This window comes from Pseudomonas syringae CC1557 (assembly GCF_000452705.1).
Lineage (GTDB): Bacteria > Pseudomonadota > Gammaproteobacteria > Pseudomonadales > Pseudomonadaceae > Aquipseudomonas > Aquipseudomonas syringae_F.
On sequence record NZ_CP007014.1, the window covers coordinates 4542704 to 4559247 of the forward strand.

The window sequence follows — 16544 nt, forward strand, 5'->3', positions numbered from 1 at the left end:
TCAACACTGGATAAGACGACGAGGCCAAAATGGCTGTTGAAACCCTTTACCGCAGTACCCGCGATCTGGAGACTACTTTCGTGGACCGTAAACTCGCCGATGCGCACGATCAAATGCTCGAGCTGGCCGAGCTTCTCACTGACGTCCTGGTCAAGAACGTACCGGGGATCTCCGAGAAGCACGCGGAAGACGCGAGCATTTACATGGCGAAGAACCGGGCCGTTTTTGCGGCAGCGTTCAAAAATAACGCTACAGCGCTGAACGAACTGTCGGAGACAGCCAGTACAGAAAGCTGACCTACATCCGAATGAATACCGACCCTCTCGTTTGAGGGTCGTTAACCATTCTCACTTATGGCTTGCCCAGATGACTGCAGTCCTGTTACAACTCTTGGCTGTTGGGGTTCACATGTATAGTTTCAGTTGAACGCCATGTAACGCGACTCCCGGCAACCCCTCGTTTTACCTCCGCTTCAAACTCGTTACATAGTAAAGTTCCACACCGTCATAATATCAGCGTCATTTTTGTGAACCTCTTTTCTTTTAATGTCATTAATCAGGCGTCAGGATTTTGCTGTAGTGGATGACTTCACCGCCCCTCGATTTTTGTTTGAACTTTTTGCCATCACTGAAAATTAGAGTATTCATCTCTGCCTTGACAACAGCAGACAAGAAGCCATCACCCGCCCTGAAACCGCAGCATTCATTGGCCCATGCACACCTTTGGGCGAGCAGAACCGACCGCCTGACCGTCTCTAAAAATGAAAGTTCCAACTAATCCTTACATTGGAAAATACTTAATAAAAAGTTTGGCTTTATTAAAGTGTTCTGCTAATAATCCCGACCAATCCGGGTAACAAGGCACTTTGCTACATCACATTGAAGTGAACATCGAGTATTAACTCCGATCTTTCCCGCCCGAGAAAATCATCAACTCGCAAGCTGTCCGAGCCCATTGCCCGGTTCAGTTGCTGTGCGGCGCGCTCAACAGCGCGGGAGGAAATAAATGGCTGGTCAGCAACCCAGAATGAAGATCCTTTCAATTTTCGGCACTCGCCCGGAGGCTATCAAGATGGCGCCTCTGGTCAGAGCACTGGCCGCAGAGCCGGGTATCGACTCAAGAATATGTATCACTGGTCAGCATCAGAGCATGCTGCAACAGGTGCTGGACATGTTCGAACTCAAGGCGGACTACAGCCTTGACGTGATGCGTCCAGGGCAGACACTGAATTCTCTGACGGCAGCGCTTTACGCAGCCATTGATCCGATCCTGGACGAAATGCAGCCCGACAAGGTTCTGGTGCACGGCGATACCACGTCGGCCATGGTGGCAGCGATGTCGGCGTTTCATCGCCGTATCCCCATCGGCCATGTCGAGGCTGGCTTGCGCACCGGCGATATCCGTCAGCCTTGGCCTGAGGAAATGAACCGTCGCTGCATCGACCTGATCTCCGATCATCTGTTTGCGCCAACCGCCGAGTCGCGGCGCAACGTGCTGGGCGAGCGCCTGCAGGGTATTTCCTTCGTGACGGGCAACACCGTCATTGACGCCTTGCATCTGACCGCCCAGCGAATCGATTCCAACCGTCAGCTATGCCATGCGCTGGACCGTCAATTTTCGTTCCTGGTGCCAGACCGCAGAGTGCTGGTCGTGACAGGGCATCGCCGCGAGAACTTCGGCGACGGCTTCCTGAACATCTGCAAGGCGCTGTGTGAACTCGCGCAGCGTGACGACATACAGATCGTCTATCCGGTACACCTGAACCCCAACGTGCTGGGGCCGGTGACCGAACACCTGGGCGATCTGCCCAATGTGCATTTGATCAAACCGCTGGATTACATGTCGTTCGTGCGCCTGATGCAACGCTCCCACGTGATCCTTACCGACTCCGGCGGCGTGCAGGAAGAAGCACCGTCGCTGGGCAAACCGGTGCTGGTCATGCGCGACGTCACCGAGCGGCCTGAAGCCGTGGCGGCTGGCACTGTGCGCCTGGTGGGCACCGAGCCGGACGCCATCATTCGTGGCGTGAACGCCTTGTTTGACAACGACGCGCTCTGGCAGAACGCGGCCCGCGCCGCCAACCCCTATGGTGACGGCAAGGCCAGTGCGCGTATCGTCGATGCGCTGATGGGGCGCCCGGTAGACGAATTTGTCGCTGAAATGCCGCGTCGTCGCCCGGATACGGTCGATGCCAGGCCAGGCGCCATGCCCGGGCACCTGCACCAACATGCCCAAGTGCGCTCAATGGCCAGTTAACGCGGCGAGATGTTCACACCACAAACCATAATCGAATCCGCAGCGGACAGTCCGTAGACATTACGGGCACACGGCTCACGCCGTGTGCCCGTCAGGCCTTTCTCGCGGACCTGCTGCCTGCTTCAAAGCCCAATGGCCTTGAGCCCTTACCGAGACATACCCGATGAAATCTTCCGTTACCGTAAACATGGGCGCGCTGAGCGCCCTTGCCTGCGGGATGAGCCTGCTGGCTCTGATGCCCACCTTTGCTCTGGCCGCCGACAGTCCCTTGACCCTGGCAATCAATCGGATCACTGCCGACAACCGTCAGGAGCGAGTGGTCGAGCTGCGGGAACTGGGTATCGATCGTCCGATCCTTCTCAGCGCCAGTGATGCGCGCCGGGAGCTGTACCTGCCAGTGCCAGCCAATGTGCCACTGACTGACGCGACGCTGAATTTTGACGCCAGTTACCTGAACGGCGAAGCAGGCCGCAACACGCTGCTGCTGTCGCTGGACGGTTATCCGGTACGCGCCCTTGGTCTTAACGAAGAGCAAGGCAACGCCAGCACGGTACTGGGTGTTGACAAAGCGGCGCGGGAAAGCGGCTCGGTGCGTCTTGGCGTCGCCTGGTCCTCGGTGATCTCGAAAGTACTCTGCGAAGATGAACGCGCCATCGGCAACGTACTGCGCATCGATCCGCACACCCGACTGACTTACAGCTATGACGCCAGCCAGGTGCAGGATATCGGCGCGGCATGGGCCGCACTGCCCGGCAAACCCGGTCTGCTGGTCGCACCGGGCACCTTGTCCGCTGCCAGCTACGATGCTGCCTGGCGCCTGGGCGTCGCTCTGGAAAGGATCGGCAAGCAGGCCCGTATCCTGCCGTTTCCTGCTGTACAGGACAGCCTTGATCTGAGCAATCTGCGCATTCCGGCAGAACTCATGCAGATCCCGGCATTTGCAGGCCTCAATGGCAAAGGCATGTACACCCTGCGCGATCAGGCTGAAATCGGTGCCCTGCTGATGCTCGGCCAGACACCTGCGCTGCAAGCAGACCTGGCCATCAGCGACCCGCAACTACTCAAGGCCATCGATGACTCGCTCGACGCGCTTCAGGCGCAGGTCCAGAGCGTCGATGCGTCGGCCGTCGGCGCACTGAGTCAATGGCGTGAGCGTCATATCAAAAAGCCGCTTGCCAACAGTGCTGGCGACGACGTCAGTCTGGCGTTGCTGGGCAATCGTGCGTTGCTGATGATCAAACCAGAATCGGCAGACAAGGCCATTGGCCTGTTCAGCTCGGCCTGGAACAAACTGGCACGCAGCCGCCAGCTGACCATCGGCGAAGAAAGCGCTATGCCGCTCAGCGAAGACGGCCGTGTGGCACTGACGCGCCTGGGCGGCAAGCCAGGGACGGTCGACGTGCTGGCTAAAACCGACTGGACCGCTTCGTTCCCGCTGGGCAGCGTGGCCTATGACGGTCGCGTACCGGTCACCGCCATGATCGATGTGGCCGCTGCACCCGGTGCATCAGGCACGCCTCCGGTTGCCACCGTATTTATCAATGATTACCTGATCGGTGCGTTGCAGTTGACGGCCGACGGCAAGAAAGAACGCATCGAAGCACGGATTCCGCAGTACGCTCTGGCGGCACAGAACACCTTGCGTGTGTCCTTCCAGCGTCAGCCGGTCAGTAACATGTGCCTGGAAACACCGCAGGCGTTCCCGATCTCGGTACTGCCGACCAGCCATGTGGTACTGGACAAGATCACCCCGGACAGCAACTTCTCCGGGATGGCCGCGCGCTTCGCGACCGACACTCAACTGATGGTGCCGAAGGGCTACCTCGAGCGTCCGGCCAGCAGCCTGCCGCAGGTTATCCGTGTTGCCAGCGCTGCCGGTGTTTCGCCATTGCGCGCACAACTCAGCGTCAGTGATGACGCCAGTGTTGCGGTAACACCGGCCAAGGCGTTTCTGGCTTTCGAATTGCCGGTCAAGGACGCTGCCGAGTCGGTCAAGGCCGATAACGAAGGCCATCTGCTGATCAACCACAAAGAGCAGACGTTGCTGGATCTCAAGACTCTCAATCACCTGGCGTCCCTGCAAGTGATCGAAGCCGGCAGCCAGCACGGTATGGTCTATCGCACACTGGGCGGTCAGGCCCCGGTCTTCGAGCGTCCGTTGCTGCTGGAACGCGGCAATGCAACCCTGCTCGCCGACAGCGGCCCGGTGGCAACCTTCGACGCCAATGATCCAACCGGCAGCAAGATGATCGAAGAAGAAGAAACCACTGGCATCGAAGCCTGGCGCAAACCGTCGCTGCTGTGGCTGATTCCGGCCGGTATCGTGCTCTTTCTCATCCTGTTGCTGGCTGGCCGTAGCGCCCGTCGCAATCGCTCGTAACGGATCGCCGCAATGACGTCGCTTTATTGGCCTTACTGGCTGGCCCATTACTACAGCGTGCTGGAAGTCGCGACGATCATTGTCGGGCTGATCATTCTCGTGTCGAGTATCGATGACCTGTTCATCGACATCTGGTACTGGTCCAGGCGGCTGTACCGCAAGTTCACCGCCGAACGCCGCTATCGGCCGTTGACTGCCGAGCAGTTGATGGCACGTGATCAGCAGCCACTGGCGATCATGGTCCCGGCCTGGCTGGAATACGACGTCATCGCGCCGATGATCGAAAACATGGTGTCGACCCTCGACTACCAGAATTACGTGGTCTTTGTCGGCACCTACATCAATGACCAGCGCACCATCGACGAAGTGGAGCGCATGCGCCGTCGCTACAAGCAGTTACACCGTGTAGAGGTGCCGCACAACGGCCCGACCTGCAAGGCCGACTGCCTGAACTGGGTGATCCAGGCGATCTTTCTGTATGAGCAAACTCATGCCGTACAGTTCGCCGGGACCATTCTGCACGACAGCGAGGACGTACTGCATCCGCTTGAGCTGCGCCTGTTCAACTACCTGCTGCCACGCAAGGACATGATCCAGCTACCGGTGGTGTCGCTGGAGCGCAACTGGTACGAATGGGTTGCGGGCACCTACATGGATGAGTTCGCCGAATGGCACGGCAAGGACCTGGTCGTGCGTGAAAGCATGACCGACACCGTGCCATCGGCGGGTGTCGGCACCTGTTTTTCGCGCCGCGCCTTGATGGTGCTGGCAGAAGAAAACCAGAACCAGCCGTTCAATACCGAAAGCCTGACCGAGGACTACGACGTCGGCGCACGTCTGGCGAAGTACGGCATGCAGGCGATTTTCGTGCGCTTTCCGGTGCAATTTCGCGTATTGCGTAAATCCTGGTTCCGCAAGCAGTACGAATCCACCCTGGAAATGCCGCTGTGTGTCCGTGAGTTTTTCCCGGACACCTTCCGCACCGCGTTTCGCCAGAAAGCTCGCTGGACGCTGGGTATCGGCCTGCAAGGCTGGGAACAGATGGGCTGGACCGGCTCGCTGGCAAACCGTTACCTGCTGTTTCGCGACCGCAAAGGTGTGGTGACCTCGTTTATCAGCATCATTGCTTACCTGATCCTCATCCAGTTGCTAGCGTTGATCGTTCTGCGTTCCAGCGGGCTGTGGAATACCAGCTTCCCGACACCGTTCGAAACTACCGGGCTGATTCAGTACCTGCTGGTGGCCAACGGCATTGCCCTGCTGTGGCGGATTGCCCACCGTTGTTACTTCACCACCGTGCTGTATGGCTGGCAGCATGGCTTGCTGTCCATACCGCGCATGGTGGTCGGCAACTTCGTCAACTTCATGGCTGCAGCGCGGGCCTGGCGGATGTTTCTGGTAGGCAAGCTACTCAACCGCAAGCTGGTCTGGGACAAGACCATGCACGACTTCCCGTCCACCGATCTGGTCGCTGCCGCACCTCGTCGTCTGGGCAGCGTGCTGTTGTCATGGCAGGCCATCAATGACGAAAAACTGCAAACCGCACTGGCTGAACAGCAAACCCGTCAGGTGCCACTGGGCAGGATTTTGCTGAGCCATGGCTGGCTCGACGATGAAACCCTCGCTGAGGCCATCGCCTTCCAGAATGATCTGCCGCGGGTCTTCGACATCGCCAGCAAACGCGCCGACAGCAGTGTGCTGGCGGATGAGTTCTGCCTGCGCTGGCGCGTGGTGCCACTGACGATCAATGTTCAGGGGCGCACGGAAATCGCAGTGGCCAGTCCGCTTCCGGAGGAAGGCTTGCAGCAGATTACCGAACAGCTTGGCTCGGAGCCGGTGCAACTGGTGGCGCGTGAAAGCGAGATCGTTGCGCAGTTGCGTCAGCTGCAAGCCGTCGGCGGTCAGCCGCTGCCGGCCGCTGCGCCACTGCTGGGCGATCTGCTGGTCGAACAGGGCCTGCTGGACCGCGAGGTGTTCCGCAAGGCCATGCTGGGTTATCGCCCGCATGTGCATGGCCGTATCGGCGATTATCTGGTCGACATCGGCGTGCTGCCCAGAGAAACCATCGAAGAGGCTGTGGCCCGTCAGCACAACCACTACCGACCTGCCGATCAAACGGAGCAGCCATTATGAAGCGCCCCTTCATCCTGTCGCTGTTGGTGACCGGCCTGAGTCTCTCTTCGCCGTTCAGCCAGGCAGAAACCCTTCCTTTGCCGTTGACCGGTCCGGCGTATGCTATCGCCAACGAAGCCTACATGGCCTACAACCGCAAGGACTACGACCTCGCGATCGCCAAGGCGAACGAGGCGTTGCGTCAGCGCGCCGATGCCAGCCAGTTGCGCGACCTGATTGCCCTGGCCGAACGCGACAAGTACCGCCGCGATCACCCGCAGCGCGCTTACAAGACGCGTCCGAAACCCGGCTATCTGGAAGGCAATCAGGCGCTGCGGGCATACGCCCGGCATGACTACAACGGCTCGGCCAGCCACGCCCGCAAAGCCATCGCGCAGGCACCAAAAAGTCTGGATTACCGCATGATGCTGATCGAGGCACTGCAACGTCAGCAGCGTCTGGACGAAGCACAGACAGCGATCAGCGAAGCAGAGCAGGCACTCGGCCCACAGCCGGTCCTGACGCGCCGTCGGCAGGCGATCCAGGAGCAGGTGGCGGTCGAAAAGGCGGCCAATGGCTACAAGGCACTGGCGCGCGGCGACAATGAAACCGCGGTCAGCGAGGCGCGTGACGCCGTGCGTAGTTTCCCGAAACAAGTGGCGTACCGAAAATTACTGGTCAGCGCTTTGATTGCCCAAGGGCAATATGCCGAAGCACGCTCTGCGGCCACCGAAGCGCTCGCGCTCAATGGCAACGACGCCACCCTGCTCGTCCAGCGGGGGCAAATGCGTCAACGCCTGGGCGACCAGAGTGGTGCCCGTCAGGACTTTGCCCAGGCTATGGCCGTCGGCAATCTGCCGCTGCGTGAACAGGCTTCTCTGTATGCCGCCATGGGCCAGCCGAGCGAGGCGTTGCAACGCTTGCAGAAAGCCCGCGACGCTGGCGAACTGCAACCGGGTGATGAAGTGCAGATCGCGTACTTCCTGAGCCAGGCGGGCGATGATCAAGGCGCGCTGGACACGTTCAAGCGTGTTGATCGTCAGTCCGGTCTCAGGCCCCGCGAAGTGCAGGATGCTGCTTACAGCGCCATGCGCACCCCGGATGATGCGCAGGCCATCGCGTACTTCAAACGCGTGCTGGATTACCAGCAGACCGGCGATTTGCAGATGCCTGCACAGCAAGTGTTCGACACCCGCCGCGCGGTCTCCGACCTGTCCCGCGTCTGGGGCCTGACCAACACCACGACTTATCGCGGCGCAAGTACCAGCAGCGGCCTGAGCGGCGCACCTGGCGGCAGCAATGACAGCGTGCAGAACAGCACCGAAGTATTCTGGCGGCCGTTCGGTTATCGCAATGCACGCTTCGTCGAGCTGTACGGACGGGTGACCGACACGCTGTGGAGCAAGAGCGGTGAATCCGACACAGGCGCGGACGCCCTGCAAGGCGCGCTCGGCATACGTGCCAAGCCGTTCAGCGAAGTCAACATCATCGGCGCTTTCGAACGCACGTTCCCGCTGGGCAATTCCAACGCCGATGGCGACTGGCTGGTGCGTCTGGGCTATGGCTCCAGCATCGGCACTGACTTGCGGGTCGACGTACCTAGCTGGTGGACCTCGCAGCTGTACGCTGAAGGCGGCCGTTATCTGCAGGACAAACGTAACTACTTCAACAGCGAATGGCAGGTCGGGCGCAGTTTTCGCCTGGACAGCATCAGCCCGCGGCTGGTGGTGTTCCCGCATGTGGTCGCCGCAGTGGACTATGATTCGAAGATGCGCAGCGAGGTCGACAGCCTCGGCCGCAGCAGCACGTCTTCAGGCAACGCAGGCGGTCTGGGCGTCGGCACGGGTGTGCGCTACTGGTTCCGCGAGGACACGTACAAGGCGCCGCAGTCATATGTCGATTTCTCTGTGCAGTACCGGGAAAAAGTGTTCGGCGATGACCGGGCAGAAGGCGTATTCGCCCGTATGACGTTCTCGTGGTAATCACCGCGCCTCATCTATCCGGGAGTAGTGTTTGAAGGCTTTGCTCGCACTGTTGCGACGCGCGACGTTGATCAAGACGTCGCTGGCTGCCCTTATGATCGGCGTGCTGGGCATCGGCTCCAGCGAGTTGTATCGGATATTGCTGCCCAAAGGGCCGGGTATCGTCGGCATTGTCTGGCAGCCGGATAATGCAACAGTCGGCATCAAGGGGAACTGGGACAAACTCGGCGCACGGCAACTGCTGGTGCAGTGGACGGCTGTCGACGGGCAGTCCTTCGTCCCGGGCACCAACCTGCCGAACGTACCTGCCCTGCCGGACTGGGCACGGATCGGCAAAGAGCCATGGGCCAAGGAAGTGATTCTCGGCCTGGCCGGGCACTTCAGCGAAAACCAGTCGCGGGACAACATCGAGCAACTGGCAACGCTGTCTGCGCAACTGGCCAACGTGAAAACGCCGCTGAACGTCACTGGCTGGTATTTTCCAGCCGAGGTAGACCCCAGCTGGAGCCGCGCCAAAGAGCTGCCTGCGCTGCTGGCTAAACTGCCAAGGCCGCTGTGGATAAGTATCTACGACGGCGCCAACATCGGCCCGGCCGCCACAGCAGACTGGTTGAAGACCTGGCTGCCAGATGACATCGGGGTATTCTTTCAGGACGGCGTCGGCGTCTATGCCCGTACCGCACCGGTCGCCCGGACCTACGCTGATGCGCTGCGCAAGCGACTGGGCAAAAACCGGGTAAGAATAATCGTCGAAGCCTTTCGCCCGCAGGTCGGCGGCGGCTTTCGCTCGGCAACCGCCGATGAGTTGCAACCCCAACTCGACGCTTATGACGGTTACCCGCTGTACCTGTTCGACGGTCCGCACTATGTGACGCCAGAACTGATAGAAGCACTAAACAAGTAGCAACAGGCTGCGCTGGACGAAAGCCCTGCGCAGGGTTACAAAGAGTCTTCGTATTGGATGCCCGGAACTGTAAGGCCCACGGAGCTTGTCGATGACGCCACGTCAGCATTGCCTGGCCTGCCTGCAACATACGCCGCCCTCGGTGTTTGAAGCCGCGTTATGGGTTTCGGCAGAGCATGATCCACAGTTTTCCCGCCAGGACGTGATGGCCGGGATGCACCAGTTGCAACGCCAGATCGATGCTGCCCTGCCTGTCCTGCCCGCCTCCGAACTTGCCCAACCAATGTTGCGCCAGCTCAGCGCGCTGGGTTTTCAGCAGGATGACTGGAACCCTCCCAAACCTGACGCGGCACTGCTGCACCAGATCATCCAGCGCCGCAGGGGCCAGCCGTTGGGGCTGGCACTTGTCGCACTGGAAATCGCCAGGCGGCTGAACATTGCGCTGGAGGGCGTCAACTTCCCGGGCCACTTTCTGCTGCGCGTGCCAGGCGCCGACCATCTGCTCGACCCCTGCGGTGGTCGCAGGCTATACCCCAGAGACTGTCGCGAGCTGCTGGTCCGCCAGTTTGGACCGAGCATGCAATTGCGCGCCGAGCACATGAAGTCGGCGACACCTGCGAACATATTGCAAAGGTTGTCACGCAACCTCAGGCACCTGCATCAGATCAATGACAACTTTATCGCTGCGCTCAAGGACGCCGACCGGATCGTCGAGCTGGGCCAAGCCATCAGCAGCGATTACCTGGCCCGCGCTACGCTGTACCAGATGCTTGAATGCCCGCAGGCCGAACGCTTCGACCTGGAACACGCGCTGTTGCTCAGTGAAGACCCTATACAGCGAATCAGGCTCACTGAACGCCTGAGCCAATTGCCTTCACATCGCACCGTTCATTGAGTTGCTGGCGGTTGAGCTGCCAGCCATTGTTGCTGGCTGCGTAACGCTGCATCTCCAGAGCGGAGATTTTTCAATGCACGGAAGGCAGGTAACCTGCTCAGGTTGAAATTCAACGTGGATTTGCAAGCTCCCTTGATCCCGCGTTTTGTTTGGCCGCTGCGTGTACATGTACAGGCAGCGGCCTTTTTTATTTCCGATCTTTTGTGAAGCCAGCAGTGTTCAGGCCTTGGCATCCGGTGTTCGTTTGACCAGCCCTTTACTCTCCATATCCTTGATCTTGCGCATGTCGTAGCTGTCGCCCGACTCGGCAAACGCCTGCAGGTTCTGCATGATATGAATGGTCTTAATGTAATCAGGTAACAGAATCTGGGCGTACGGATCGCCGCTCAATGCTTTCTGCTTCATATCGATAATCCGGTTGGCAAAGAACTCCAGTGCGTTGATTTTTTTATTCGGATCGACAAGTTTGCCTTTACTGTCGAACTCATCACCGGCTCGGCTCATGAGTTCCGCAGTGTGATTGTCGATCATGCCGAACTTGTAGAGGATCATCCCTGCCCTGTTGAGGTCCTTGGGAGTTATCTGCTCAGGATTGAAACCCTTGAAAAGCGGCTTCATCTTGCGCTTTTCCATCGCCAAGGAATTGAGTGCAAGCGCATTCTCGCCAACCTCCTGCAACACCTGCCCCACCTGCTCTGCAGCCTTCTTGACGCTGACTCTCGCAGGCGGCATGGCGACCGTTACCGGTGGAAGGTCACCCCAGATTGATCGTGCCATGTGCTACTCCTTATATGAATGAATGCAACAGTCATATCGGAGCAGAACGTGCTTAGCTTATAGCACTGAAAAAATCCATACCTAACTTACAAGTTGATCGGAAAGTTCTTACATTGTGTGGTAAGCGCTCTTACGTCTGACTAGTTTTTCTTAAAAAATTTTCTAAAACCCATTATTTATCACTCAGCGCAAAGCCAGCAGTCAGGCGTTCAATATAATCGTACAGCAGCCCTTTCAACCCGATGCTTTTGAGATCAATATCTTCTTTAGCCAGACGCTCTAAAAAGGCGCGCATGTCATCCCGAATACGTTCTGGTAGCTCGATTACGTCATCGGTCAATTGGCCACTTAGATTCAAAATGTCATTTCGATGCTTTCTGATGTTTTTGCTATCCACCTGTTCACCTGCCTGCTTCCGTTTAGACAGGTCGAGCCAAGCATGCGCTTTAAGCGGAATAAGGCGGTCAGCACCAATGAAGGTAAGCTCGTCATTGTCGTGCCGACCGTCAAGTAGAAAGTGATAGTAAGTAACATCCAGCAGGATGGCGGAAAGGCTGGATACTGCCTCTTCTGCAGGAATAGGTGTCAACGTTGCATTATCAGGATGCTCAATTCCTTCAGGTGACCGAGAAAACAATTCAATCTGCGCTGGATAGCTTTCATTTTCAGGATTCTGAAACCGATAAAAAACCGGCTTATCGCCGTCAATACCGCCCACTTGCCTGATCACATATCCACCACTCCTTATAAACGACCAAAAAGCTTCTATAAACCGAGCATTGAGCGCTTCAACAACAAGGACCACATCAAGATCTTTAGTCGCACGAAACGGTTGACCCGCCTCATCCATTGTTAACCAAGCCGCAACGCCCCCAATGAGAACATACTGTTCGCGGTATTCTTTGAACTGTTTCCCAAATATGTCTAAGCCCCGAATTTTAGCCATGTCACATTCTCCTTTAATTCATCTAAAGCCAGCTGGATACGCTCGTCCGGGCTGCCTTCCATACTCAGAAACAAAGAAGCTTCGTCTGCGATTTTTTTCTGTTCTCCGAGGCTTCTATAAGTCCAGATTTCTACCCATGCTCGAACTTCATCAACTGAGTTGACCACCCTAATATCTTTATCTTCCAGCAAGGTATCGAATTGCTTTTTGGTCATGCCGAATATTGGCATAGCTGGATCTGCCAACATTGTGAGTCTGGCAAGCGCGGATTCGCCCGCGAGAAATATGCCGTTTCCGGTTCGGAGCACTTTATTGATCGCTACTTTTCGCCTGACAGGAGAGCGCATGACATGACGGTATTTTTTGAAGATGTCGGTGGGTGGCCCGGCAAACGAGTAGAGATTTTTGAATCCGTGGCGCTGGGCTTGATGAACGATACCCAGCTTCAGTAACTGATCAATGACTTTGGCCAGCGTGACGCGGCTATAGTTGAACTCGCCCATAATAGCGTTGGAAGCGAAAACGGTAGCGCTGTCCCACCCTTCGTACAGACACCCCAAGACCATCGCTTGGGCGGCAGGTAGAAGTGCAGGCACATCTCCCTCCAGGCGTCGGGTGCGAACGCTTTCACGCAGGTCCATCGCCAGCTCGGGAATGAACATCTGATAGCCGGGCTGGATGAAGTTGATGTGACGGGTGATCAAGCTACGCCGCTCGGAGGCCGATAACGACTGGCAGGCATATACCACTGTCTTGTCTGTGTTTTTTTGCACTTGAAAAATGTGCTTTCCAAGCGTCACTGAGCCAGGATATTCGTCATCCAAGGGCAGTAGCAGGACCATATCAAGCTTCGACTGCCTATGCTCGCCGTGCCCCAGAAGGGTCAGATTAACAAGGTTGTAGGTGTCCTTGATGTAATGGGGCACCTTGATCTCGTTGGCAGGCTTCAACTCTGGGTCCATGCCCAATGTCGCTTCAAGGTAAAGTCGGATGTCATCAGGAGAGACCGGCATTTACGCCACCTTGTAAATCTATTTTTAACACTGTAACCCTCTACAGCTAACAAATCAAAAATATGATTAACAAAAAGACTTTAGCCGGTGCAGGGTGCGCAGCGCCTTCAAAATCACCTATTGCCTGCCTCTGTGCTGCGACGTCTTCGGGCGGTAACCGGCCAGAGGTTTGAAGCACGCCCAGACTGCGCAAGGGTTCGGGTCAGCCCGTACAGGCCAAGCTTGGCAGTGGCGTAAGTGGAATGCCTGAAATTGCAGGTGCAGATCCCCAACAATCAACAACAGGTGCGCTGAATCATGCCCGATAACAGATCGGGATGACCTCAGCCCAACTGCGCAATGAAGATTGCAAGCCAGGGCTCGGCATCGGTTTCCGGGGTGACAGTTTCGCTGCCGTCGAGACGCAGCATGTCTTGGGTTTCAGCGATGCCCAGCTCGGCAAACAGCTCACGCATCAGCTCGCCACCGCCACAGAAGGTATCGCCATAACTGGCATCGCCGAGAGCGATCACGCCGCCCGGCAATCCGCGCAGGGCAGCAGGCAACGCATCGCGCAGCTGCGAATAAAGAGGTACCAGGTTATCCGGCAACTCACCCATGCCAGTGGTCGATGTCACCGCCAGCAAAGCCTGAGGCTCGAAGGCCAGCAGTTCAGGCAGCGTCAGCCTGGAATTGATGAGTGTTTCATGGCCCGCAGCGCGCAACAGCGTGGCTGCGTGCCTGGCCACTTCTTCGGCCGATCCATAGACCGTTCCGCACACGATGGCGACTTTCATGAGTATTCCTGCGACAACTAAAAAAGTGAAACATTATGCCTTAGAATAGCGTCTGACTTTTACCTCGACCGTTCGGCACGCGTCAGAGAAAGCAGGTTGATAGCGCCTGAACGAAAAAAACACGATGAATGGCCAGAACACTTCGCGGAATTTATGGTCTTTGTTCTCAATAACCGGTCGGCCCGAGTCCCATCATGCAATCTGATTCTCTCCTAACACAGGCTGAACTGGACTTTATCCAGAGCATGCAGCGCAATCCACAGCTCAACGTGCGTGACAGCACGCGTAGCCTGCTGGTCAATGGCGGGATTCAGATTCAGGATTTGCTGACTCGGCTGGCGGCGCACGAACAAGTCACCATTCAGGCGCAATTCGAAAACCAGCAGATGAATTTCCCGCTGCATCTGGTTGAAGACGAATTCCATGCCCTGCACCTCGAATTGGGCGCGCCCAGCATTTTCGAAGAGGGCCCGCAGATACGTCCCTGGCGGCTTGCGCTGGCAGAGCCCCTTCCTCTGGAAACCGAGAAAGGCACATTGAGCTCGCTGTGGATTCATGAGCTGTCATTCAAGGGCGTTTTGCTCGAATCCCGCAAGGAAGGCAAGCTGCCCAGAAGCTTCTCTGCCTGGTTCACTCCGGCAGGCCAGGCGCCGATCGCAATGAAAGGCAAACTGGAGCGGCAGACCAAACCGGCATTCGGCGCTTATCGCCTCAATCAGCACAGCAAGGAAGATGCAGAACGTCTGCGCCAGTTCATCCTTGAAGAGCATCGGCGCGTACACCCGGCGCTGCATAAATAGGCGCGTTGATCAGTAGTAGCGGAACATCGAGTGCAAATTTCTACCGGTCTGGTCTGGATTCAGGAATAATCCTTGCTTGCTTCCTGCCGAAGCTGACACGCGCCATCACCCCGGCCCGCGTCATGTGACGTCCCTACCCGGGAATCTCACGCCTCTACCGGAGATACACAATGTCTACCTCACCCGTCACCTTGATGGTTGCCCGCCGTGTTGCGCATGGTCGCTACCAGGAAATGATGGCCTGGCTGCATGAAGGCGAACAATTGGCCACCGACTTCACGGGTTATCTCGGCTCGGGCGTGCTGGCTCCCCCGCCTGGAGATGATGAATTCCAGATCATTTTTCGTTTTACCGATGAGCACACCATGCACGCCTGGGAGCATTCCGCCTCCCGACGCTCCTGGTTGGTGCGCGGCAGCGGTCTTTTTGCCCAACCCTCCGAGCACCGTGTCAGCGGCATCGACGGCTGGTTTGGCGCAATCGATCAACGCCCGCCTCGCTGGAAGCAGGCAGTTGCCATCTGGCTCGCGTTCTTTCCTGTGTCACTGATCTTCAACTTTCTGCTCGGCCCGCTGCTCAACCCTCTGGACCTGCTGCCGCGCATCCTGATCAGCACGGCGGTGCTTACGCCCCTGATGGTTTATCTGTTCATTCCATTGTCCACTCGCCTTCTGGCATCCTGGCTGAACACCCCCCAGACACCGCCTGCACGCGCAACCCAGTCACCTTCCCCGCGATAGTTTTTCGAAGACCTGTACACACCCGATCAACCGGTACAGGTCTTTACCTCCTCCCCCCGCCTTTCTGTTGCTGCATTCCACTGAAAAGTCGCGTGACGACCTTTTTTCACGCCTGAAAAGATGAGTTTCATGCGGATCAGGGTTGTACAAAAAAAATCACTGGTATAAGTTTGCGTGTAAACCGGTAGAGGCAATTGATCGTAAGATCCCTTTGAATTCCGGACACTGATCGCGAGCTGTCGATGACCTTATCTTCTGCACCTGTTCTGATCACCGGCGCCAGTCAGCGAGTGGGCCTGCATTGTGCCCTGCGTCTGCTGGAACACGGGCATCAGGTCATCATCAGTTATCGAACCGAGCATGCCAGCGTCACGCAATTGCGCGACGCCGGTGCGGTAGCGATTCATGGCGATTTTTCGAGCGAAGCCGGCATCATGGCCTTCATCGACTGCTTGAAAACGCAGACCGACGGCCTGCGTGCCATTGTCCACAACGCTTCCGAATGGCTGGCCGAGACGCCAGGTGACGAGGCAGAGAATTTTACCCGGATGTTCGGCGTACACATGCTGGCGCCCTACCTGATCAACCTGCACTGCGAGTCTCTGCTGCACGCCAGTGAAGTCGCCGACATCGTGCATATCAGCGACGACGTAACTCGCAAGGGCAGCAGCAAGCACATTGCCTATTGCGCAACCAAGGCTGGCCTGGAAAGCCTGACACTCTCCTTCGCCGCCCGGTTCGCCCCGCGTGTCAAAGTCAACGGCATTGCCCCGGCGCTGTTGATGTTTCAACCCAAGGATGATGCGGCCTACCGCGCCAACGCCCTGGCCAAGTCGGCCATGGGCATAGAGCCTGGTGCAGAGGTGATCTACCAGAGCCTGCGTTACCTTCTGGACAACACCTATGTGACCGGCACAACACTGACCGTAAACGGCGGACGGCACGTTAAGTAAGCCGCCCCGA

Annotated in this window: 14 protein-coding genes and 1 pseudogene; 10 read left to right on the plus strand and 5 right to left on the minus strand. The window is 57.4% G+C overall.

The annotated features are described in order from the left end of the window. Window positions 1-29 precede the first annotated feature (29 nt). The 7 genes from N018_RS20065 to N018_RS20100 all read left to right on the plus strand — a co-directional run bounded on the left by N018_RS20065 (window position 30) and on the right by N018_RS20100 (window position 10529). Complete coding sequence (locus N018_RS20065) at window positions 30-296, plus strand: YebG family protein (RefSeq protein WP_024646778.1); 267 nt, start codon at window positions 30-32, stop codon at window positions 294-296. 709 nt (window positions 297-1005) lie between these two features. Next, entirely contained in the window at window positions 1006-2256 is a 1251-nt protein-coding gene (wecB, locus tag N018_RS20075; RefSeq protein WP_025390569.1) for a non-hydrolyzing UDP-N-acetylglucosamine 2-epimerase, read from the plus strand. A gap of 163 nt (window positions 2257-2419) precedes the next feature. Further along, on the plus strand, window positions 2420-4636 hold the full coding sequence (locus tag N018_RS20080) for a cellulose biosynthesis cyclic di-GMP-binding regulatory protein BcsB (RefSeq protein ID WP_025390570.1): 2217 nt from the start codon (window positions 2420-2422) through the stop codon (window positions 4634-4636). Between the two features lie 12 nt (window positions 4637-4648). Further along, window positions 4649-6769 (plus strand): glycosyl transferase family protein, encoded by a 2121-nt coding sequence (locus N018_RS20085; RefSeq protein WP_024646774.1) that lies wholly within the window; start codon window positions 4649-4651, stop codon window positions 6767-6769. Continuing rightward, window positions 6766-8730 carry a bacteriophage N4 adsorption protein A gene (locus tag N018_RS20090; RefSeq protein WP_024646773.1) on the plus strand — a complete coding sequence of 655 codons (1965 nt, stop codon included), beginning with the start codon at window positions 6766-6768 and terminating at the stop codon, window positions 8728-8730. The genes N018_RS20085 and N018_RS20090 overlap by 4 nt, the downstream gene beginning before the upstream one ends. Before the next feature lie 31 nt (window positions 8731-8761). Continuing rightward, window positions 8762-9634: a hypothetical protein gene (locus tag N018_RS20095; RefSeq protein ID WP_025390571.1), complete on the plus strand. Its 873-nt coding sequence runs from the start codon at window positions 8762-8764 to the stop codon at window positions 9632-9634. A gap of 91 nt (window positions 9635-9725) precedes the next feature. Then, entirely contained in the window at window positions 9726-10529 is an 804-nt protein-coding gene (locus N018_RS20100) for a SirB1 family protein (protein WP_025390572.1), read from the plus strand. A gap of 219 nt (window positions 10530-10748) precedes the next feature. Here the strand turns inward: N018_RS20100 and N018_RS20105 are convergent, their stop codons facing one another. The 5 genes and pseudogenes from N018_RS20105 to N018_RS20120 form a co-directional block, all read right to left on the minus strand. Further along, entirely contained in the window at window positions 10749-11306 is a 558-nt protein-coding gene (locus N018_RS20105) for a hypothetical protein (RefSeq protein WP_024646770.1), read from the minus strand. A gap of 172 nt (window positions 11307-11478) precedes the next feature. Then, window positions 11479-12252 carry a hypothetical protein gene (locus N018_RS20110; protein ID WP_025390573.1) on the minus strand — a complete coding sequence of 258 codons (774 nt, stop codon included), beginning with the start codon at window positions 12250-12252 and terminating at the stop codon, window positions 11479-11481. Beyond that, on the minus strand, window positions 12231-13265 hold the full coding sequence (locus tag N018_RS20115; protein WP_024646768.1) for a hypothetical protein: 1035 nt from the start codon (window positions 13263-13265) through the stop codon (window positions 12231-12233). The genes N018_RS20110 and N018_RS20115 overlap by 22 nt, the downstream gene beginning before the upstream one ends. 164 nt (window positions 13266-13429) lie before the next feature. Then, a pseudogene (locus tag N018_RS28695) lies at window positions 13430-13519 on the minus strand (hypothetical protein); the annotation flags it as partial. Window positions 13520-13588: 69 nt separating this feature from the next. Further along, on the minus strand, window positions 13589-14041 hold the full coding sequence (locus N018_RS20120; RefSeq protein ID WP_025390574.1) for a flavodoxin: 453 nt from the start codon (window positions 14039-14041) through the stop codon (window positions 13589-13591). A 194-nt stretch (window positions 14042-14235) separates the two neighbouring features. Here N018_RS20120 and N018_RS20125 point away from each other — a divergent pair, with 194 nt between their 5' ends. The 3 genes from N018_RS20125 (at window position 14236) to folM (ending at window position 16534) form a co-directional block, all read left to right on the plus strand. After that, a complete protein-coding gene (locus N018_RS20125) occupies window positions 14236-14841 on the plus strand; it encodes a hypothetical protein (protein ID WP_024646766.1) in 606 nt (201 codons plus the stop codon). A 170-nt stretch (window positions 14842-15011) separates the two neighbouring features. Beyond that, a complete protein-coding gene (locus tag N018_RS20130) occupies window positions 15012-15581 on the plus strand; it encodes an antibiotic biosynthesis monooxygenase (RefSeq protein ID WP_024646765.1) in 570 nt (189 codons plus the stop codon). Between the two features lie 242 nt (window positions 15582-15823). After that, window positions 15824-16534 (plus strand): dihydromonapterin reductase, encoded by a 711-nt coding sequence (folM, locus tag N018_RS20135; RefSeq protein ID WP_024646764.1) that lies wholly within the window; start codon window positions 15824-15826, stop codon window positions 16532-16534. The last annotated feature ends 10 nt before the right edge of the window (window positions 16535-16544 follow it).